Raw genomic sequence first — 18,839 nt, forward strand, 5'->3', positions numbered from 1 at the left:
CGTCAACACAAATAGATGGCCCAAAAGGCCGCAGGAGAGACATGAGCATGCTGACACGAAACAAATGGTTACCCTTCGCAGCCCTGGCACTTTCCCTAGGCGTTTCGTTCGGCAGTCAAGCCGCCGAGGAAAAATCCGTCGCGGTCACCGCCATCGTCGAACATCCCGCCTTGGACGCCATACGTGATGGGGTCAAGGACGCGTTGGCGGAGGCTGGCTATGAGAGCGGCAAGAACCTGAAGTGGCAGTACCAGAGCGCCCAAGGGAACACCGGCACCGCCGCACAGATCGCGCGTAAGTTCATTGGTGATCAGCCGGACGTGATCGTTGCCATCGCAACGCCCTCCGCCCAGGCGGTCGTCGCGGGCACTAAAAGTACACCCCTGGTGTTCTCTGCGGTGACGGACCCAGTCGAGGCGCACCTGATCCCAAGCTGGGAAGCTTCCGGCACCAACGTCACAGGCGTTTCGGATTTGCTCGAACTGGATAAGCAAATGGAACTGGTGAAGCGCATCGTGCCGGATGCCAAGCGCGTCGGCATGGTCTACAGCCCAGGCGAAGCGAACTCCGTCGTGGTCGTGAAGCGCCTGAAGGAATTGCTTCCTTCGATGGGCCTGGAACTGGTCGAGGCCGCCGCACCGCGTACGGTGGACGTAGGCTCCGCCGCTCGCAGCCTTGCCGGCAAGGTCGACGTGATTTACACCAACACCGACAACAACGTGGTGTCCGCCTATGAATCGCTGGTGAAGGTGGGCATCGACACCAAGACGCCGCTCATCGCATCGGACACCGACAGCGTTAAGCGCGGCGCCATTGCGGCGCTCGGCATCGACTACCGTGATCTTGGCGAACAGACCGGTCGCATGGTCGTACGTATTCTGGAAGGCGAGAAGCCTGGCGCGATCAAGCCGGAGACCAGCAGCAACCTGAGCCTGTGGGTCAATACCACGGCTGCGGAGCGTCAAGGCGTCACGCTGTCCCAAGACGTGCTCGACTCTGCCGCTGAAATCATCAAGTAACGTTTCGGCTTTTGTAGGAGCCCGCCGGGCTGCGAAGGGCTTGCTGGCGATCGCTTTTGAGTTACCAAGCATCGCCAGCGAAAATCTCAACGCTCTGCTGTACAGCCAGATTCTTTCCCAGGTCCACTAAATGTCCCTGTTTTCCCTTTTTGGCGCCCTTGAGATCGGGCTGATCTTCTCGCTCGTCGCCCTCGGCGTGTTCATCTCCTTTCGCTTGTTGCGCTTTCCCGACCTGACCGTCGACGGCAGTTTTCCGCTTGGCGGCGCCGTTGCCGCCATCCTCATCGCCAGCGGCTGGGATCCATTCACCGCGACGCTCGTCGCGACCGCAGCGGGCGCATTGGCCGGCGTCGCCACGGCAATGCTGAACGTCCACCTCAAGATCATGGATCTGCTCGCGAGCATCCTCATGATGATCGCGCTCTATTCAATCAACTTGCGCATCATGGGCAGCCCAAACGTGCCGCTGATCATGGAGCCGACCCTGTTCAGCGTCCTTCAGCCTACGTGGCTGACCGATTACATCGCACGACCATTGATTCTCGTCGCCATCGTGCTGCTGGCTAAAGTCGGCTTGGACCTCTACTTTTCCACCCAACAAGGTCTGGCCATTCGTGCAACGGGCTCCAACCCACGCATGGCGCGGGCGCAAGGTATCAACACCGGCGCCATGATCATTCTCGGCATGGCCATCTCCAACGGCCTCGTCGCCCTGGGAGGCGCTTTGTTCGCGCAAAGCCAGGGCGGCGCCGACATCTCCATGGGCATTGGCACCATCGTCATTGGTCTTGCGGCTGTCATCGTCGGCGAAAGCATACTGCCCTCGCGCAAACTGCTGCTGGCGACCCTTGCGGTCATCGTCGGCGCCATCGTTTATCGCTTTTTCATCGCCCTGGCGCTGAACAGCGAGTTCATTGGCCTGCAGGCACAGGACCTCAATCTCATCACCGCGGTGCTGGTGGTGATCTGCCTCGTCATTCCATTGGCGAAAAAACGCCTGCTTCGCCGGAGGAACGTCTGATGCTTAGCGCCAAAGACCTCAAGATCACGTTCAACCCTGGAACGCCGATCGAGAATCCGGCCCTGCGCGGTTTGTCCCTGGACATTCCAAACGGCCAATTCGTGACCGTCATCGGCTCCAACGGGGCGGGCAAGTCGACGTTCCTCAACGCCGTTTCGGGCGACTTGGCCATCGATAGCGGCCAGATCGTCATCGATGACACCGACGTCACGAAGCAGCCGGTGTGGGAGCGCGCCAAACGGGTCGCACGCGTGTTCCAGGACCCCATGGCCGGTACCTGCGAAGACCTGACCATCGAAGAAAACATGGCCCTCGCGCAGCAACGTGGCGAACGCCGCGGCCTGGGCAAAGCGGTCAGGGCCTCGATGCGCGACGGCTTCCGCGAAAGCTTGGCGACGCTTGGCCTGGGCCTGGAAAACCGCCTTTCCGATCGCATCGGCCTGCTTTCCGGTGGCCAACGCCAAGCGGTCAGCTTGCTGATCGCCGCCCTGCAACCCTCGCGCATCTTGCTGCTCGACGAGCACACCGCAGCACTCGACCCGCGTACGGCGGATTTTGTCCTGCAGCTCACGGCACGGATCGTGGCGGAAAAACAGCTCACGACCATGATGGTGACGCACAGCATGCGCCAGGCTCTGGATGTCGGCGAGCGCACGGTGATGCTGCATCAAGGTCAGGTCGTACTCGATGTGTCCGGCGAAGAGCGCAAGGGCATGGACGTCCCGGATTTGCTTGCCATGTTCGAAAAAGTCAGGGGTGAAAAGCTCAGTGACGATGCGCTGTTGTTGAGCTAAGTCGACTTCTCATCGCTTACAACCCACAAGGGCACCTTGCCGTTGCGAATATCGGCGCCTTCCCAGCCAAGGTCGGCGCTGGCACTCTCGTTGCTCCCACCGATGGATCAGGACGCCACATGGAACCGAGCAAGACCCGAACCAGCTTTTATCGCCGTCTGTACGTCGCTTGGTTGATCGACCGCGGCGGCGCGAGCAGCATTCCAGCGCTCATGGCCATTACTGGAATGCCCCGCCGCACAGCGCAAGACACCGTTCTCGCCTTGGCGGATCTGGATATCGATTGCGCATTCGTCCAGGCCGAGGGGGAGCGCAATAACGCCGGTCATTATCGGATCGCGAGCTGGGGCCCTATCGACCATCGCTGGATCGAAGCGAATCTGTCCCAGATCAAGGCTACGCTCGGCTACCCTTGATAGCCTGTTCGAACCTTTCTGGCGAAGCCGGCAATGACCACCGACCTCTTCATCGTCCTGGCCTTACTGCTCACCTGCATCACGTTGTTCGTCATCAACAAGCCGCGCATGGACGTTGTCGGTCTGATGGTCGTCGTTGCCCTGCCCCTCCTTGGGATTCTGAGCATAGGGGAAACCCTTGCGGGCTTCAGCGACCCGAGCGTAGTCCTCATTGCCGCGCTGTTCGTCATCGGCGAAGGACTGGTGCGGACGGGCATCGCCTATCGTCTCGGTGACTGGTTGGTCAAGCGCGCCGGCAGCAGTGAAACCCGTTTGCTGGTGTTGCTGATGCTGGTGGTCGCAGGACTAGGATCGGTCATGAGCTCCACCGGCGTAGTGGCGATCTTCATTCCGGTCGTACTGAGCATCGCCGCTCGCCTGAATGTCACGGCAAGCCGCTTGATGATGCCGCTTGCATTCGCAGGCCTTATCAGCGGCATGCTGACACTCGTCGCCACACCTCCGAACATGGTCGTGCATGGCGAGTTGCTACGAGCAGGTCTTTCGGGTTTCGGCTTTTTTAGCTTCGCACCCATCGGACTTGTCGTTCTGGGTATGGGTGTCGTCTATATGTTGTTCGCCAGGCGCTGGCTCGGTGCGCAGGGTGAGCAATCCAATACCCAACGGCGCCATACCCTGGCGGACCTCGCTCAGGCCTACCATCTTTCGCAGCGCGAATGCCGTTTGCGTGTACTGCCTGCCTCGCGCCTCGCTAACCAGGCATTGAACGCGCTCGAACTGCGGCAGCAATACGGAATCAACGTCATCGGCGTCGAGCGCAAACGGGGCTTTCGGACTGAGCTACTGATCGCAACCGGCAGCACGGAATTATTACCCGGTGACGTGCTGCTTGCCGATCTGGCCAGCCCCGCGATTGCCCTTTTGGGCGCTTACGACGAACTGGGTCTGGAAGCACTGCCGCTTAAAAGTTCGTACTACGCCGTTCACTCCCATGAATTGGGACTGGTGGAGGTCGCCCTTCCGCCGGAATCCGAGCTCATCGGTAAAACCATCCAAGAGCTCGGTTTCCGTAGCCGCCACAAATTGAACGTCGTGGGTTTGCGCCGCGACCGCCAGGCGCTCGACGGTTTATTGGTTGATGAGAAGCTCAAGCCCGGCGACACCCTGCTGGTCGCGGGTAAGTGGCGACGTATTCATGCTCTTCAGGGGCAAAGCCGGGATTTCCTGGTACTGACCCTGCCCGCAGAAGTCGACGAGGTCGCGTCCACGGCCAGCAAAGCCCCTTATGCACTGCTCAGCCTAGCAGTGATGGTTGTGTTGATGGTCAGCGGCTGGGTCCCCAATGTCGTTGCGGCATTGATCGCCTGCCTGATGATGGGCGCGTTTCGCTGCATCGATATGGACAGCGCCTATCGTGCCGTCCATTGGCCGAGCCTGCTACTGATCGTGGGGATGTTGCCGTTCGCGCTTGCCTTACAGCGCACGGGGGGCATCAATCTAGCCGTCGAGGGACTCATCGCCGTGGTCGGTGACGCCAGTCCGCACGCGATGCTCGCTGCACTGTTTCTGCTCACGGCCATCATCGGCCTATTCATCTCCAATACAGCAACGGCCGTGCTTATGGCTCCGGTCGCCCTGACGGCTGCGCAGCAACTGCAGGTCTCGCCCTACCCCTTCGCCATGACCGTGGCGATTGCCGCATCCGCTGCGTTCATGACGCCGGTGTCATCGCCGGTCAACACCCTGGTGCTAGGGCCGGGCCAATATCGGTTCGTGGATTTCATAAAAATCGGCGTACCGTTCACGGTGTTAGTGCTAGTAGCGACGGTGGTATTGGTACCGCTGCTGTTTTCGCTCTGACGGGTTGGCGCTTGGCAAAAGAGCGATCGCCCACAAGTGGGCTCCTACAGAAAAGCGAGCCCTTTGTAGGAGCCCACTTGTGGGCGATCGCTTTTCTACCAGAGCAGCCCGACTCTAAACGTAGAGCAACAAATCGTTACGCGGTCATGACACTGCGCCTTGAATGGCAGAAAGCTTGCAGGCATCTATAACGGTACATTCCGTTGACGGTGCTTCAATGTCCGCATTGTTTCTTAACTTACGTAAACGCTGGCTGAGCCTCTCTTTCCTTGTCGCCCTGGTCATTGGCTGGCCGGTAGGTTGCGCCAAGCTAGAGCAGACCGAGCGGGAACTGGTCTTTCGTATCGAGCCAGGTATTGCCAGTTGGTACACCGGCTTGCCGGCTGGCGTCGAGGAACTGGACCTGAGCGTGCCGACGTTCGGTGCGGATGAGAGCCTGTATGCCTGGTGGTGGCCGGCAGAGGATAAGGACGCGCCAACGCTGCTTTATCTGCATGGCTCCCGCTGGAACCTTACCGGGCAACTGTTTCGCATCCAGGAACTGCGCCGTCTTGGATTTTCGATCCTGGCGGTCGACTACCGGGGTTTCGGCGAAAGCCGGGGGGCGCTCCCGTCCGAACGCACCGTGAACGAAGATGCGCGCACGGCCTGGGCGAAGCTGACGGAATTACAGCCCGACCCGGCAAAGCGACTCATCTATGGGCATTCGCTAGGCGGCGCCGTCGCAGTGGATCTTGCCGCCGAGCTCGGCCAAGACGCGGCAGATTCCGGCCAACCCGTAGCGGCACGCGGTCTCATCATCGAATCCACGTTCACGACGCTGGCGGACGCGGCAGCGGCGGTGGCCGATACCTCGCTGCCGATTCGCTGGATCATGTCGCAACGCTTCGATTCGGTTGGCAAGATCGAAGAGATCAATATGCCGGTGCTCATCGTCCATGGCACGGACGATCGTTATGTCCCTGCGCGCTTCAGCGAAGAACTGTTCGCCGCCGCGCGCGATCCCAAGCAGTTGCTGCTGGTGCCAGGAGGCACGCACAACAACAGCATGCGCGTCAGCGGAGGCCGCTATCAGCAGGCTATCGAGCAATTGATGGAGAGCGGCACGGTCCCAACCACTGCAGGTACCACCACACCTAGAAAAGAGAATGCCGGCTAGTGGTGGCATCTCGCGGGGATCGCCGCCCACGTGGCCTTGTGGGACACTAGCGCGCCCTACCCTGCTATACCGATCATGTCCCGAACGACCCCGCCCAAACGCCCACCGCCCCAGGCCAAGAAAACCACGGGGCTGCACCCTCGCAACCGCCACCAGGGGCATTACGACTTCGACGCATTGATGCGGACGACGCCTGAGCTGAAGGCATTCGTCATCCTCAATCCCTACGGTAAACGCAGCATCGACTTCGCCGATCCGCACGCGGTGCGTACGCTGAACCGTGCGCTGCTGTGCCACCTTTACGGAATTCGCCACTGGGACATTCCTGACGGTTATCTCTGCCCGCCGGTACCTGGGCGCGCAGACTATATCCACGGGCTTGCCGACCTGTTGGCCGAAGACGCCGCCGGCCGTATACCGCGAGGCGTATCGGTCCGGGCGTTGGATATCGGCACCGGCGCCAACTGCATCTATCCCCTGCTCGGTCATGGCGATTACGGCTGGCACTTCGTTGGCGCGGACATTGATGAGCGCGCGATGTCCGCGGCGGGTGCGATGCTCGCCGCCAACGGGCTCGAACCGGCCATCGAACTGCGTCGACAAACGAATCCCGACTGGCTGTTTCGCGGCATCGTGCAACCGGGTGAGCGGTTCGAGTTGACGCTCTGCAACCCGCCGTTTCACACCAATGCCGATGAGGCCCATGCCGGCAGTCGGCGCAAGTGGAAGAATCTAGGCAAGCTCGATCCGAAGCGAAAGCTGCCCACGCTCAACTTCGGCGGGCAGAGCAATGAACTGTGGTGTCCGGGTGGTGAACTCGCCTTTTTGCGGCGAATGATCGAGGAAAGCGAAGCCTACGCGACGCAGGTGCTCTGGTTCACGAGCCTCGTCTCGAAGGGCGGCAATCTCGACCCGCTACAGCGTGCGTTAGGACGCACCTCGGCCGTGGAGGTGCGGGTCGCGGAAATGGCTCAAGGCCAGAAACGCAGCCGATTCCTGGCGTGGTCGTTTCACGATGCGCGCACGCGCAAGGAATGGCTTAAGCCATAATCCGTGGCTTTTGTCGGGGCGGCACCCGGGTTCACACCCGGTCTACAGGAGCCGTAGGGTGGATGGACGCAGCCATCCACCTTTTAAAACGTACATTGAAGGCAACTGAAGCGTACGACGGCCCGGGCGATGGCTGCCCGGTTGCCCCTATGGATGCCTAACCTCGCCGTCCAAAAAAAGTACGTTTGGCTCTCGCCAACCAGCCCTCGTGCGAATGGTCGCTGGTGATTTTCTTGAGATTGCGATTTACCACCTCGACGTAGTTACGATCGTCACTGCGGATATGACTCACCAGCCAGCGACCTAGCGTCTGGCCGAGCTCGTCGGTCACGTTCTCCCCTTCACGAAATCGCGTTCTCAAGGATTCGACGCGCTTTATGAATACTTCGTGGACACGCTTGTGCGCGCGACAAAAAACGTAGCCTGCTTCCTCCATCAGCGACTCCTCGAACGCGAAGTGAGAAATCGTGTAATCCACCAGTTGTTCGATGATGTCCGCAACGGTGGTCGAAGACACTCCACGACGAGCGTCTTCGAGTCCATTGATCATCGCGATGATCTGTCGATGCTGATCGTCGATCACGTCGATACCCGTATCAAGGTCACTGCTCCAGACGAAATGAGCCACGTCCACGTCCTCAATCGATGCTTGAAGGGGCAAGCTTGCCGGCTCGCACACGGCTGTTCATTGACGGACATCAATGCCGCTGGACAGCGGCCAGCGCTTTCGCAATCCCAACAGGACCGTTAGGCTGGTCCGCTCAATTCACCCGCGGTCCGTCATCGCGCCCTGCATTCCCGCATTCCCGATACCAGAGCAACCCCTGCATGTTCAGATCCCGCTTTACCATGCTGTCGATCATCGTTGGTCTTCATCTGCTCGTTGCCGTCTCGCTCATTCCCTTCCTGCCAATAGGCCCACTCGGACAAGCCCTCGCGAGCCTCTACATGATCGCCTCTTGCGCCCTGATGCCCATCGGCTTCCGGTCTCGGGGAATCAATTCCAAGCCGCTGGCCTGGGCGAGCTTGATGACCATGGGCATCTTCTCCAGCCTGGCGGTGTTCGCGCTGATCCGTGCGCTCGTGTTGGGCGTGTTGATGGTGGTAGGCGTGGACGTTGCCGCGCACTGGGCACAGGGCTCGGCGATCGCGGTGCTGGTAGGCGTGGGCATGGTGACGCTGGTCGGCGTCTACACCGCTCGGCGCGTGGCGCCGGTCAAATCCGTACAGATTCCACTCAAGGGGCTGCCGGAGGCGTTCGAAGGTTTCACGATCGTGCAGATCAGCGACATCCACGTCGGGCCGACCATCAAGCGGCGCTACATCGAACGCATCGTCGAACGCGTCAACAGCTTGCAGCCGGACTACGTGGCCGTCACTGGTGATCTAGTAGACGGCAGCGTCGCGCAGCTTTCTCAGCACATCGGACCCTTGGCGAATCTCAACGGCGCGCATGGCGTGGGCGTAGTGACCGGTAACCACGAATACTATTCCGGTGCCCCGGCCTGGGTTGCCGAGCTACGGCGCATGGGCCTGACCGTACTGATGAACGAACATCGCATCATCGAGCGCGAAGGCGCAGCGCTGGTCATTGCGGGTATCACCGACTATTCCGCGGGCGCGTATGAGCCGTCCCACACGAGTGATGCACGCGCCGCCATCGCGGGCGCACCAACGGATGCATGCAAGATCCTGCTGGCGCATCAGCCACGGTCCTCGGAGGCCGCCAGGGACGCGGGCTTCGATCTTCAATTGTCCGGGCACACCCATGGAGGGCAATTCTGGCCGTGGATGCATTTCGTGCGCATGCAGCAGCCGTGGGTCGCAGGCATTCATCACCTGGGCAAACTGACGGTCTACATCAGCCGAGGCACCGGTTATTGGGGCCCTCCCATTCGCTTTGCCGCACCCTCGGAGATCACCCGCATCCGTCTTGTCGCCGCCTAACCAGAGGATTTTGCAATGATTCGCCGCTTCAAACAGGTCGACGTCTTCACCCAGGCTCCTTTCAAAGGCAACCCGCTGGCCGTGGTACTCGAGGCGGACGGGCTTTCGGACGCCGACATGCAGGCCATCGCACGCTGGACCAACCTCTCGGAAACGACTTTTGTCCTGCCGCCGACGTCGATCGAGGCCGACTACCGCGTACGCATCTTCACACCGGATACCGAATTGCCCTTCGCCGGCCATCCAACGCTCGGCACCGCGCATGCATTGCTCGAATCGGGGCTGGAAACACGCGAGCCAGGACAATTACTGCAGGAATGCGCAGCGGGGCTCATCCAGATCGAAACCCGCAGCGATGGCGCGCTCGCCTTTCGGGCACCGGCCGCTGACGTCCTCCCGTTGGAAGACCGTCACCTACCAACGTTAGACCGCGCGCTGGCTGGAACCTATCGCTGTGCGGGCACCTCTCCGACACGCGTGCAGGCGGGAATTCCATGGTTGCTGGTACGCGTGCCGACGCTCGAAGCGTGCCTTGCACTCGAGCCCGACGTCGCCGCGCTGAACGAGCTGCTTCACGCATGCAACGCCACGGGCCTTGCGATCTATGCGCCCCAGCCCGACGCGTTGATCGCCGAGTACGAGCTGCGTACGTTCCTCGTCGAACACGGTTCGCTGGTCGAAGACCCGGTAACGGGCTCGGCCAATGCCTGCCTCGCACGTCTGCTGCAAACACAAGACTTCCCGGACGGTAGCCAGACACGTGATGGATACCGCGCACGCCAAGGGACTCGCTTGCATCGCGACGGGCGGGTGAGTGTGATCTACCGTTCAGGGGATCCATGGATCGGCGGGCATAGCGTAACCCTCGTCGACGGCACGCTTACCACCTCATTGCCGACGGACGAGCCATTGGCGTGACACGCTCGATTGCACTCGGGCACGTCATCTGCGGTCCGTATTGGACCTCATCGTGAATTCGCGCGTAGACACTCGACAGGAGGACGCATGACAACCGCTTTCATCGGCTTGGACTACATCGTCGATATCACCCACCCTGACGGCAAGATGGCCGGCGCGGCAGAACAGGTCATCGACCGCGACGTCATCGCCAATGCCAACCGCGCCTTGGCGATCGCCAAGGAAAAGGGTTGGTTGACCGTGCTGGTCAAAGTTGGCTTCGCCAAAGGCTATCCCGACCAGCCCAAGCACTCGAAGCTATTCGGCAAGGCACACGAATACGGCGTGCTGGAAGAAGGCAGCCCCGGCATGGCATTCCATCCTGACCTGGATGCCGCCAAAGCCGATATCGTGCTGACCAAACCGCGGGTAAATGCGTTCTATGGCACCCAACTCGACCCCGCGCTGCGTGCACGCGGCGTCACTCGCGTGGTGTTGGCCGGCGTCAGTACGATGATGGCCGTCCAGAGCGCCGCTCGGGATGCCCATGATCGCGACTACGAGGTCTTGATCCTCGAAGAGGCGTGTGCTGCGGCTGAAACTGCAGACCACGAGGATTCCATCCGGACCTTACGAACCGTCACCGATGTGGTGACGCTCGACGAGCTGGCGAAGCTTTAGGCTGTTCGCTGGCTAGGGCGGGCTTTTCTGCGGAGCCTGCCCCGCCTCATCGCAAGCCGGGCTCTACCCGGCCTACAGAACGATCCGTAGGGCGGGTGAAACCCGCGTATTTTCCGGTTTTTTGTGGCGTTTTTTGGAAGAGCTCCAGGTTCGCACCCAGCCTACGATGGCCAAGCATCCATGGGCGTGTTCACAGGCACCGTTGGTAAAACGCGAGCTCCTTCTCCAGCACGTCCGCGAGGTTTGCGGCTTGTCGGAAGCCGTGGCGCTCGTCGGGGTAGAGGTGGTATTCGACCTCGATGCCGTTGCGCTGCAAGGCTTCGACCATGTGCTCGGTCTGTTCGGGTACCACCACCGCATCACGCCCGCCCTGAAAGAAAATCACCGGCGTGGTGATTCGCTGGGCATGCAGAAGCGGCGCACGCGCCTCGTAGCGATCCCGGTCGAGGTCCGGGTCGCCAATCAACCAGTCCAGATAATCCCCTTCGAACTTGTGGGTCGCCTTGCCCAGCGCAAGCGGATCGCTCACTCCGTACAAGCTGGCACCCGCGCGGAAACGGTCGGTGAAGGCCAATGCACACAGCGCCGTATACCCGCCGGCGCTGCCGCCACGAATGAATGCGCGTTGACCATCCGCCCACCCCTGAGCGGCCAGATAGTCCACCGCCGCAACGGCGTCCTCCACGTCGGTAACCCCCCACTCGCCTTTCAAGCGGAAGCGGTAGTCGCGACCAAAGCCACTGCTGCCCCGGTAATTGAGATCGGCGACTGCAAAACCGCGTTGCGTCCAGAATTGGATGCGCGGATCGAACACCGGATAGCAGGCGGACGTCGGTCCGCCGTGAAGGAAAATTACCAAAGGCGGCAATGTCCCCACCGGTGCGTGAGAGGCAGCGTTTTGTGGTCGGTAGAAAAAACCATGCGCGCGCTCCCCAGACACGGGGTATTCGAATGGCTCCGCGGTGGACAACTCGTCTGCCGCCAAGGGCGCATGGCCACCCGCTAAGACGCGCACCTCGCCGTTGTCCCAGGTGATCGCCAATACAGCCGAGCCACAATGCGCCGCGGCGGCAATGACATAAACCTGTTCGCCATCCGATGCCAGGCTACGAAAACGCGTGTAAGGCGTTGCGAAACGCCGCTCCACACCCGCTTGGCAGGCGACCAGTACGCCAAAGCCCTGTTCCAGCCGACACGCGAGATAACTACCCTCTTCCAATGGTAGGTAACTGCAGCCCCCCAGCTGCCATGGCGCTGGCGCGTGATCGGCGATGCGTTCGGCGTCGACCGGGGTCCATCCGCCTGCTTTTTCACACCAAGGCTGCCAGGCGCCCGCCCGGTCACTCAGGCAGTACAAACGGTCATTGGCATCGAAACGCGGCTGTTGCAACGACGCGTCACCCTGAGTTCCCGCGACCCGGCAACGCTCTGTCCAAGAGCCGCAGGTTGAGCGCGTGCTCGTGACCAGTCGTGTCGAGGTCCAGGGTTGCTCCGGTCTGTCCCATTCGATCCAGGCAAGTCGCCGGCCATCGGGGCTTAGGGCAGGCGACGCGTAGAAGTCCGCGCCTTCGGCGATCACCGTTCGCTCGCCGGAGGGAATGGCGATCGTCACCAGACGATGCTGCACGGTCTTTTCAGTGTGGTCCTCTTCTACACAGAGGACGGCGTTACCAATAGGGTCGAAAAGCACGTCACCGTGACGCCGAGTCTCATTGGCCGTCAGTGGCGTCGGTGATCCTTCGCTCAGCCCCTGAAGGTAGATTTGTTGATCGGCTTCGTTGACGAAGGCGATGCCAGCATCCGTTACGCAGAACGCGCCGCCGCCGTATTCGTAAACGCGGCTGCGTACGGAGTAATTGGGTGGTGTCAAAGCCCGAGCCTGACCGTCGCGATGGAACCACAGGGAACAGCGGCCTTCGTCAGGTCGGTATTCCACCCAAAACACCCCGCCGTGCCCCGCCCGCAGTTCCGCGTAATCGGCGCTGGCAGCCGCCGCCATGTCCGCGGTCCAGTCGGAAGGCCAAAAGCCGTAGGGAGTGGTGGGCATGAGGCTCTTCTCCGAGTTAGCCGGTTTTACGGTGAGGACAGTCCAATCGCATTCGCGAGCAAGCTCGCTCCTACAAAAGTGCCGCGTTCCTCCTGTAGGAGCGAGCTTGCTCGCGAACAGTGATTCAAAGCCAAACCGCATTCCAGTAGGGATAATCACTGGCGCGGCTAACCAAACCCGCTCTAACCGGGTTCAGCACGATGTATCGAGCAAGAGCGCGAACATCCTCCTCACTCCGCATCGCACGATCGTGATAACCCTTTTGCCACAGTTGACCAGACACTCTCATAACCGCATTAATGTCGCGCGCTATAAAAGACTTCACGCGCTGCACCGGGCGATAAAGCGGACCATCCTTCAGTGCGAACATCCAATGAATGTGATCTGGCATGACCACCCAAGCCAAGGTCTTGATTGAGTCGTCGACTGAAGCCGCATGCAAACGCCGAGAGGCAAATTTCGCTAAAGCACTGTCAGCGAATACCCTCTTTCGCTCGCACGTAACTGCCGTCACTACGTAAATCTGATTCGGTACGGACACCCGTCCCTTTTGCAAATCCCGTCCATGGAACTGCATTCGTTTCCCCTAAAAAGCGGATTCGCCCCCTCACACCTTCGCAATGATCCGCGACGCCTTCTCATTGCGATACTGCAGCTGATCCATGCCCAGCGCCGCCATTTCTGCCTCTTCCCGCGCGGCGAGGATGATGCCGTGATGTTCGGACTTGCCGCAGACCGGGTCAGCGTTCTCCGCGTTGCCGGTGAGCATGAAGGCCTGACAGCGGCAGCCGCCGAAGTCTTTTTCCTTCTCATCGCACGAACGGCAAGGCTCTGGCATCCAGTCGTAACCGCGAAAACGGTTGAAACCAAAAGACTCGTACCAGATGTGCTTCAAGCTGGCGTCACGGACGTTGGGAAACTGCACCGGAAGCTGCCGGGCGCTGTGGCACGGCAAGGCAGTGCCATCCGGTGTGATGTCGAGAAACAGATTGCCCCAGCCGTTCATGCACGCCTTGGGGCGCTCTTCGTAGTAGTCGGGGGTAACGAAGATGAGCTTGCACGGATGCCCCTGCGCTTCGAGTTTTTCCCGCCACTCACTGGTGATCCGCTCCGCGCGCTCGAGCTGGGCCTTGGTCGGCAGCAACCCGGCGCGGTTGAGTTCCGCCCAGCCGTAGAACTGGCACGTTGCGAGCTCGACGAAATCGGCTTCGAGCTCGATGCAGAGTTCGATGATGCGGTCGATGCTGTCGATGTTGTGCCGATGAGTAACGAAGTTGAGCACCATCGGATAACCGTGGGCCTTCACCGCCCGCGCCATTTCCAGCTTGTGCGCGAACGCCTTGCGCGACCCGGCGAGCATGTTGTTCACCTCCTCGTCGGCCGCCTGAAAGCTGATCTGGATGTGGTCGAGGCCCGCCTCGGCGAACTCGGCGATACGCTTTTCCGTCAAGCCAATACCGGAGGTGATGAGGTTGGTGTAGTACCCCATGTCACGCGAGGCTTTGATCAGCTGTGCCAGATCCTGCCGCACCAGCGGCTCGCCGCCCGAAAAACCTAGCTGCGCCGCGCCCATGTCACGCGCCTGGCGAAAGACGTCGATCCATTCGTCCGTGGTCAGCTCGGTGCCCTGCTTGGCGAAATCGACAGGGTTGGAGCAATACGGGCATTGCAGCGGGCAACGATAGGTCAGCTCGGCCAATAACCAGAAGGGCTGACCGACTACTACCCCAGGCTTAGCGAAGCTCGATCCAGTGTTTGCCACAGGCCACCTCGATGAACTCGACCACGTCGTCCTTCAGGGTCGGAAATCCGGGGAACTGCGCTTCCAGCGCGGCGATGATGGCGGCGACGTCGCGTTGACCGTCGACCTGCTTGAGTATTTCGGCTGCGCTACCGTTGAGCTTGATCATGCCCTCGGGGTATAGCAGTACGTGCGCGTCCTGCGCGGGCTCGAACTGAAAGCGGTAGCCGCGACGAAAGACGGGCGTCTGGTGCAATGCAACGGTCATGGCAGACTCTCTTGAAAGCGGGGCGAGCACGGGCTCACAGCGCGATACCCTTGTGCCATACACGCGCATGAGTAACGGTGTGGTACGGCGGACGATGTAGCTCGTAGGCCATGCTCATCGCATCGAGCATGCTCCACAGGATGTCGAGCTTGAACTGAAGAATTTCCAGCATTCGCTCTTGCGCATCCCGCGTGGTGTAGTGCTCGAGCGTGATACGCAGGCCATGCTCGACATCACGTCGCGCCTGCCCCAGACGCGTGCGGAAGTAGTCATAGCCGGCCGGATCGATCCAGGGGTAATGCGTGGGCCAGGTGTCCAGTCGCGATTGGTGAATCTGCGGCGCGAACAGCTCAGTAAGCGAGCTGCTCGCGGCTTCATGCCAGTTGGCACGACGAGCGAAATTCACATAGGCATCGACAGCGAAGCGCACGCCAGGCAACACCAGCTCTTGGGACAACACTTGCTCGCGGTCCAGACCTACGGCCTCGCCAAGACGCAACCATGCTTCGATGCCGCCCTCTTCACCGGGTGCACCGTCGTGATCAAGGATGCGCTGCACCCATTCGCGGCGCGTATCGCGATCCGGGCAATTCGCGAGGATGGCGGCATCCTTTAGCGGGATGTTGACCTGATAGTAGAAGCGATTAGCGACCCAGCCTTGGATCTGCTCGCGTGTCGCACGGCCTTCGTACATCGCCACCTGGTACGGGTGATGGATGTGGTAGTAGTCGCCCTTCGCGCGCAGTGCCCGCTCGAAGGCTTCGGGAGTCATTGCCTCGGCCGTCATGATCTGCCCTCCTCACTCACAGTTCGAGGCCCATGCCGTCGAACGCCACCTCGATACCGTGTTCGCCGAGGACTTTTCGCTCAGGCGAATCTTCATCGAGGATCGGGTTGGTGTTGTTGATATGGATGAGCACCTTGCGTGGTTTACTCAATCCATCCAGCACCTCGATCATGCCACCGGGGCCGCTTTGTGCGAGGTGACCCATTTCCTGACCCGTTTTGCTGCCGACCCCGCGGGTCTGCATTTCATCGTCGGTCCAGAGCGTGCCATCTACCAATACGAGATCGGCCGCGCGCATGGTTTCCAGCAGCGCGTCGCTGATCTTGCCCAGCCCTGGCGCATAGAACAGCGTGCGGTCCGTACGTGTATCGCGCACCAGCAGCCCGATGTTGTCGCCTGGGTGCGGATCGTTGCGGTGCGGCGAATACGGTGGCGCGGCACTGCGCAATGGAATGGGCGTGATCTGAAGTGCCGGACAAGTAGGAACGGTAAAACCGGCATCAAGATCGATACGGTTCCAGCGCAGGCCGCCATTCCAGTGCTTGAGCATGTTGAACAGCGGAAAGCCGGTCGTGAGGTCCTGATGGACCATCTCGGTGCACCACACCTCGTGCGGGCAACCTTCACGCAGTGTCAGCAAGCCCGTGGTGTGATCGATCTGGCTGTCGAGCAGAATGATGCCGCCGATCGCCGTATCACGCAGCGCCCGCGCTGGCTGCAGCGCCGGGAAGCTTTCCAGCTGGGCACGGATATCAGGAGAAGCGTTGCAGAGAATCCAATCAACGCCATTGTCGGACAGCGCAATGGATGACTGGGTACGTGCCTTTGCATTCAGCGTGCCGGCACGCAGGCCCTTGCAGTTCGGGCAATTGCAGTTCCACTGAGGGAAGCCGCCGCCGGCCGCGGAGCCGAGAATCTGGATGAACATTCAATAACCTTGGAAAAGAAAAATGCCCCGCGACCGGAAAACGCTAGGCGTTCGGGCCGCTGGGGCATCAGGAGCGATCAACGGTTTGCGAAGTACAGGGTCACTTCGAAGCCGATGCGCAGGTCTGTGAATTCAGGCTTGGTCCACATGAGCATTTACCTCTTTCAAAAATGTCGGACTATCCCGACTGCGACTATTGTACGCACCTGTTCCGCAGTTTGCAGAAGTGCATCCTTACAACAGACCGTTCCCCCGCCATGGAAGTGCGACGCGTCTTTCGTTAGCCAAATAGTTTGGTTGCCGTTTTCGCGACCAACTCACCTTGGTGGCGGGCGCCCTCCAACTCGATCGCGCTGGGCTGGCGAGAGCCGTCGCCACCTGCAATAGTGGTGGCGCCGTAGGGCGCGCCGCCGACAATCTCATCGAGTGTCATCTGCCCCTGATGACTGTAAGGCAGCCCGACGACGATCATCCCAAAGTGCAGCAGGTTGGTGATGGTGGAGAACAACGTTGTCTCTTGCCCGCCGTGTTGGGACGCGGTTGAGGTGAAAGCCGCGCCAACTTTGCCGTTCAATTCCCCTCGCGCCCATAAACCGCCTGCCTGGTCAAGAAACGCTGCCATCTGGCTGCTGATACGCCCGAATCGGGTAGGCGTCCCGATGATGATGGCGTCGTAGTGCGCCAGCTCCGACACTTTGGCGATCGGTGCAGCTTGGTCAAGCTTGAAATGCGCCGTTTTGGCGACCTCCTCCGGGGCAGTTTCCGGAACGCGCTTGACGTCGACCTCGGCGCCGCCCGCACGCGCGCCTTCAGCCATCGCATTAGCCATGGTTTCGATATGACCGTACGTCGAATAGTAAAGAACGAGAACTTTTGCCATTGATATGCCTCCAGGCATGGATGAACGGATTGGCTCGTTTGAAAAACTCAGCGCGAGCCACTGGGTGATCGACCGGAACCACACACCGTTCCTACTATCGCCGGCGATCGAGAACGTTGATGACCAGTCGATCCAGCCAGCCCCAAATACGTTGATAGACACGTACCGCCAACGGGCGCTCGTGCCAGCGCTCGAGTGTGATTTCCCGACTGGCGACGAAATCGTTGGTAAGGCACTGCTGGGCATCGGCGATCAATTGAGGGTCAACCGACTCCAGGTTGTTTTCCAGATTCCAACGCAGGTTCCAATGATCGAAATTGCAGGACCCCAAACTGACCCAGTCGTCCACGAGCACCATTTTCATATGCAGGAACTTGGGCTGGTATTCGAAGATACGGACGCCCGCACGCAGCAGGCGTGGGTAATAGCGCTGACCGGCGAACCGGATTGGCGGGTGGTCGGTATTGCGACTGGTCAACAAGAGCCGGACATCGACGCCACGGCGCGCGGCCTTGACCAACGCCCTTCGCACCCGCCATGTCGGCAAGAAATAAGGGGTTGCGAGCCATACCCGGTGTTCTGCCCGCGAAAGGTTGCGCAACAGCGCATGCACGATGTCACGGTGCTGTCGTGAGGCGGTGTAAGCAACCCGGCCGCAACCCTCGCGATCGCCTCCCGAGGGCGCCGGTGGCAGGCGTGCTGGGCGCAACGGCACACGTGGGGACCAAAAGCCGCTGCGCTGGCAATGCGCCCACAGCTGGTCGAACAAGGCGCGCCAGTCCTGCAGCAAGGGGCCGCTCATTTCCACCATGATTTCGTGCCAGGGCGCAGCCTCGTCCGGCAACCAGAACTCGTCCGTGGACCCCGCGCCACCGACATAACCGTAGGTGTCGTCCACCAACAGCAGTTTGCGGTGATCGCGGAAGAGGTTTGCCCAGCCGCGACGAAGATTCAGCGGGTTGTATTGCATCACCTCCACACCTGCCTCGTGCAGGCGAGTCCGTAAGGGTTGCCCTAGCTTTAGCGACCCGAACCCGTCGAACAGACAGCGCACCGCGACGCCTCGGCTCGCCGCCGCAGCCAAGGCATCGACCAAACGGTCACTGCACTTTCCATCTTCGATGAGATACAGCTCGACCTCGATCTGCCGGGTCGCGCGCGTGATGGCATCGAGCATGCGCGGAAAGAATTGTTCGCCGTCGATCAGCAGTTCGAAGCGATTCCCGCGCCGCCAGGGAAACACGGTTCCCCGGCGCGCGCCGGGGGCCAACGCGTCGGCGGTTTGAGAGGCGATACGCTCGAGGGTATGGGCCATGACGTCCTTAAACGCACAAAAGAGGGTTC

Annotated in this window: 20 protein-coding genes; 10 read left to right on the forward strand and 10 right to left on the reverse strand. The window is 60.7% G+C overall.

Annotated elements, in window-relative coordinates; genetic code table 11:
• Positions 1-41 precede the first annotated feature (41 nt).
• The 7 genes from IEY47_RS09065 (at position 42) to rlmF (ending at position 7,319) form a co-directional block, all read left to right on the forward strand.
• Positions 42-1,019, forward strand: coding sequence for an ABC transporter substrate-binding protein (locus IEY47_RS09065; RefSeq protein WP_188982870.1), 978 nt, complete (start codon positions 42-44; stop codon positions 1,017-1,019).
• 130 nt (positions 1,020-1,149) lie between these two features.
• A complete protein-coding gene (locus tag IEY47_RS09070) occupies positions 1,150-2,040 on the forward strand; it encodes an ABC transporter permease (protein ID WP_188982871.1) in 891 nt (296 codons plus the stop codon).
• Positions 2,040-2,834 carry an ABC transporter ATP-binding protein gene (locus IEY47_RS09075; protein ID WP_188982872.1) on the forward strand — a complete coding sequence of 265 codons (795 nt, stop codon included), beginning with the start codon at positions 2,040-2,042 and terminating at the stop codon, positions 2,832-2,834. Before IEY47_RS09070 ends, IEY47_RS09075 begins: the two co-directional genes overlap by 1 nt.
• A gap of 119 nt (positions 2,835-2,953) precedes the next feature.
• Complete coding sequence (locus tag IEY47_RS09080) at positions 2,954-3,250, forward strand: winged helix-turn-helix domain-containing protein (protein WP_188982873.1); 297 nt, start codon at positions 2,954-2,956, stop codon at positions 3,248-3,250.
• Positions 3,251-3,283: 33 nt separating this feature from the next.
• Complete coding sequence (locus IEY47_RS09085) at positions 3,284-5,110, forward strand: SLC13 family permease (protein ID WP_188982874.1); 1,827 nt, start codon at positions 3,284-3,286, stop codon at positions 5,108-5,110.
• 217 nt (positions 5,111-5,327) lie between these two features.
• Positions 5,328-6,269: an alpha/beta hydrolase gene (locus IEY47_RS09090; protein WP_188982875.1), complete on the forward strand. Its 942-nt coding sequence runs from the start codon at positions 5,328-5,330 to the stop codon at positions 6,267-6,269.
• 75 nt (positions 6,270-6,344) lie between these two features.
• Positions 6,345-7,319, forward strand: coding sequence for a 23S rRNA (adenine(1618)-N(6))-methyltransferase RlmF (gene rlmF, locus IEY47_RS09095; protein ID WP_188982876.1), 975 nt, complete (start codon positions 6,345-6,347; stop codon positions 7,317-7,319).
• Positions 7,320-7,476: 157 nt separating this feature from the next.
• Here the strand turns inward: rlmF and IEY47_RS09100 are convergent, their stop codons facing one another.
• Positions 7,477-7,947 (reverse strand): bacteriohemerythrin, encoded by a 471-nt coding sequence (locus IEY47_RS09100; RefSeq protein ID WP_188982877.1) that lies wholly within the window; start codon positions 7,945-7,947, stop codon positions 7,477-7,479.
• A 200-nt stretch (positions 7,948-8,147) separates the two neighbouring features.
• Between IEY47_RS09100 and IEY47_RS09105 the strand changes: the two genes are divergently transcribed.
• The 3 genes from IEY47_RS09105 to IEY47_RS09115 all read left to right on the forward strand — a co-directional run bounded on the left by IEY47_RS09105 (position 8,148) and on the right by IEY47_RS09115 (position 10,844).
• A complete protein-coding gene (locus tag IEY47_RS09105; protein ID WP_188982878.1) occupies positions 8,148-9,266 on the forward strand; it encodes a metallophosphoesterase in 1,119 nt (372 codons plus the stop codon).
• A gap of 15 nt (positions 9,267-9,281) precedes the next feature.
• Positions 9,282-10,184, forward strand: coding sequence for a PhzF family phenazine biosynthesis protein (locus IEY47_RS09110; RefSeq protein WP_188982879.1), 903 nt, complete (start codon positions 9,282-9,284; stop codon positions 10,182-10,184).
• A gap of 87 nt (positions 10,185-10,271) precedes the next feature.
• Complete coding sequence (locus IEY47_RS09115) at positions 10,272-10,844, forward strand: cysteine hydrolase family protein (RefSeq protein ID WP_188982880.1); 573 nt, start codon at positions 10,272-10,274, stop codon at positions 10,842-10,844.
• A 190-nt stretch (positions 10,845-11,034) separates the two neighbouring features.
• Here the strand turns inward: IEY47_RS09115 and IEY47_RS09120 are convergent, their stop codons facing one another.
• The 9 genes from IEY47_RS09120 to IEY47_RS09160 form a co-directional block, all read right to left on the reverse strand.
• Positions 11,035-12,891: a S9 family peptidase gene (locus IEY47_RS09120; RefSeq protein WP_188982881.1), complete on the reverse strand. Its 1,857-nt coding sequence runs from the start codon at positions 12,889-12,891 to the stop codon at positions 11,035-11,037.
• 124 nt (positions 12,892-13,015) lie between these two features.
• The gene (locus tag IEY47_RS09125) at positions 13,016-13,468 is read right to left on the reverse strand and encodes an REP-associated tyrosine transposase (RefSeq protein WP_188982882.1); all 453 of its coding nucleotides are present in this window, start codon (positions 13,466-13,468) and stop codon (positions 13,016-13,018) included.
• A 30-nt stretch (positions 13,469-13,498) separates the two neighbouring features.
• Complete coding sequence (gene pqqE, locus IEY47_RS09130) at positions 13,499-14,653, reverse strand: pyrroloquinoline quinone biosynthesis protein PqqE (RefSeq protein ID WP_188982883.1); 1,155 nt, start codon at positions 14,651-14,653, stop codon at positions 13,499-13,501.
• The gene (gene pqqD, locus IEY47_RS09135) at positions 14,625-14,900 is read right to left on the reverse strand and encodes a pyrroloquinoline quinone biosynthesis peptide chaperone PqqD (RefSeq protein ID WP_188982884.1); all 276 of its coding nucleotides are present in this window, start codon (positions 14,898-14,900) and stop codon (positions 14,625-14,627) included. Before pqqD ends, pqqE begins: the two co-directional genes overlap by 29 nt.
• A 34-nt stretch (positions 14,901-14,934) precedes the next feature.
• Complete coding sequence (pqqC, locus tag IEY47_RS09140; RefSeq protein WP_188982885.1) at positions 14,935-15,687, reverse strand: pyrroloquinoline-quinone synthase PqqC; 753 nt, start codon at positions 15,685-15,687, stop codon at positions 14,935-14,937.
• A 16-nt stretch (positions 15,688-15,703) separates the two neighbouring features.
• Positions 15,704-16,615 carry a pyrroloquinoline quinone biosynthesis protein PqqB gene (gene pqqB, locus IEY47_RS09145; RefSeq protein WP_188982886.1) on the reverse strand — a complete coding sequence of 304 codons (912 nt, stop codon included), beginning with the start codon at positions 16,613-16,615 and terminating at the stop codon, positions 15,704-15,706.
• 77 nt (positions 16,616-16,692) lie between these two features.
• Complete coding sequence (gene pqqA / locus IEY47_RS09150) at positions 16,693-16,764, reverse strand: pyrroloquinoline quinone precursor peptide PqqA (protein ID WP_188982961.1); 72 nt, start codon at positions 16,762-16,764, stop codon at positions 16,693-16,695.
• A 131-nt stretch (positions 16,765-16,895) separates the two neighbouring features.
• Positions 16,896-17,495: an NAD(P)H:quinone oxidoreductase gene (wrbA, locus tag IEY47_RS09155; protein ID WP_188982887.1), complete on the reverse strand. Its 600-nt coding sequence runs from the start codon at positions 17,493-17,495 to the stop codon at positions 16,896-16,898.
• A gap of 94 nt (positions 17,496-17,589) precedes the next feature.
• Positions 17,590-18,810 carry a phospholipase D-like domain-containing protein gene (locus IEY47_RS09160; RefSeq protein ID WP_188982888.1) on the reverse strand — a complete coding sequence of 407 codons (1,221 nt, stop codon included), beginning with the start codon at positions 18,808-18,810 and terminating at the stop codon, positions 17,590-17,592.
• Positions 18,811-18,839: the final 29 nt, after the last annotated feature.

It is taken from the genome of Pseudomonas matsuisoli, assembly GCF_014647635.1.
Lineage (GTDB): Bacteria > Pseudomonadota > Gammaproteobacteria > Pseudomonadales > Pseudomonadaceae > Pseudomonas_P > Pseudomonas_P matsuisoli.

Coding starts and splice junctions, on each gene's coding strand:
- IEY47_RS09065 (WP_188982870.1), top strand. CDS start 42: ATGAGCATGCTGACACGAAACAAATGGTTACCCTTCGCAGCCCTGGCA.
- IEY47_RS09070 (WP_188982871.1), top strand. CDS start 1,150: ATGTCCCTGTTTTCCCTTTTTGGCGCCCTTGAGATCGGGCTGATCTTC.
- IEY47_RS09075 (WP_188982872.1), top strand. CDS start 2,040: ATGCTTAGCGCCAAAGACCTCAAGATCACGTTCAACCCTGGAACGCCG.
- IEY47_RS09080 (WP_188982873.1), top strand. CDS start 2,954: ATGGAACCGAGCAAGACCCGAACCAGCTTTTATCGCCGTCTGTACGTC.
- IEY47_RS09085 (WP_188982874.1), top strand. CDS start 3,284: ATGACCACCGACCTCTTCATCGTCCTGGCCTTACTGCTCACCTGCATC.
- IEY47_RS09090 (WP_188982875.1), top strand. CDS start 5,328: ATGTCCGCATTGTTTCTTAACTTACGTAAACGCTGGCTGAGCCTCTCT.
- rlmF (WP_188982876.1), top strand. CDS start 6,345: ATGTCCCGAACGACCCCGCCCAAACGCCCACCGCCCCAGGCCAAGAAA.
- IEY47_RS09105 (WP_188982878.1), top strand. CDS start 8,148: ATGTTCAGATCCCGCTTTACCATGCTGTCGATCATCGTTGGTCTTCAT.
- IEY47_RS09110 (WP_188982879.1), top strand. CDS start 9,282: ATGATTCGCCGCTTCAAACAGGTCGACGTCTTCACCCAGGCTCCTTTC.
- IEY47_RS09115 (WP_188982880.1), top strand. CDS start 10,272: ATGACAACCGCTTTCATCGGCTTGGACTACATCGTCGATATCACCCAC.
- IEY47_RS09120 (WP_188982881.1), bottom strand. CDS start 12,891: ATGCCCACCACTCCCTACGGCTTTTGGCCTTCCGACTGGACCGCGGAC.
- IEY47_RS09125 (WP_188982882.1), bottom strand. CDS start 13,468: ATGCAGTTCCATGGACGGGATTTGCAAAAGGGACGGGTGTCCGTACCG.
- pqqD (WP_188982884.1), bottom strand. CDS start 14,900: ATGACCGTTGCATTGCACCAGACGCCCGTCTTTCGTCGCGGCTACCGC.
- pqqC (WP_188982885.1), bottom strand. CDS start 15,687: ATGACGGCCGAGGCAATGACTCCCGAAGCCTTCGAGCGGGCACTGCGC.
- pqqB (WP_188982886.1), bottom strand. CDS start 16,615: ATGTTCATCCAGATTCTCGGCTCCGCGGCCGGCGGCGGCTTCCCTCAG.
- wrbA (WP_188982887.1), bottom strand. CDS start 17,495: ATGGCAAAAGTTCTCGTTCTTTACTATTCGACGTACGGTCATATCGAA.
- IEY47_RS09160 (WP_188982888.1), bottom strand. CDS start 18,810: ATGGCCCATACCCTCGAGCGTATCGCCTCTCAAACCGCCGACGCGTTG.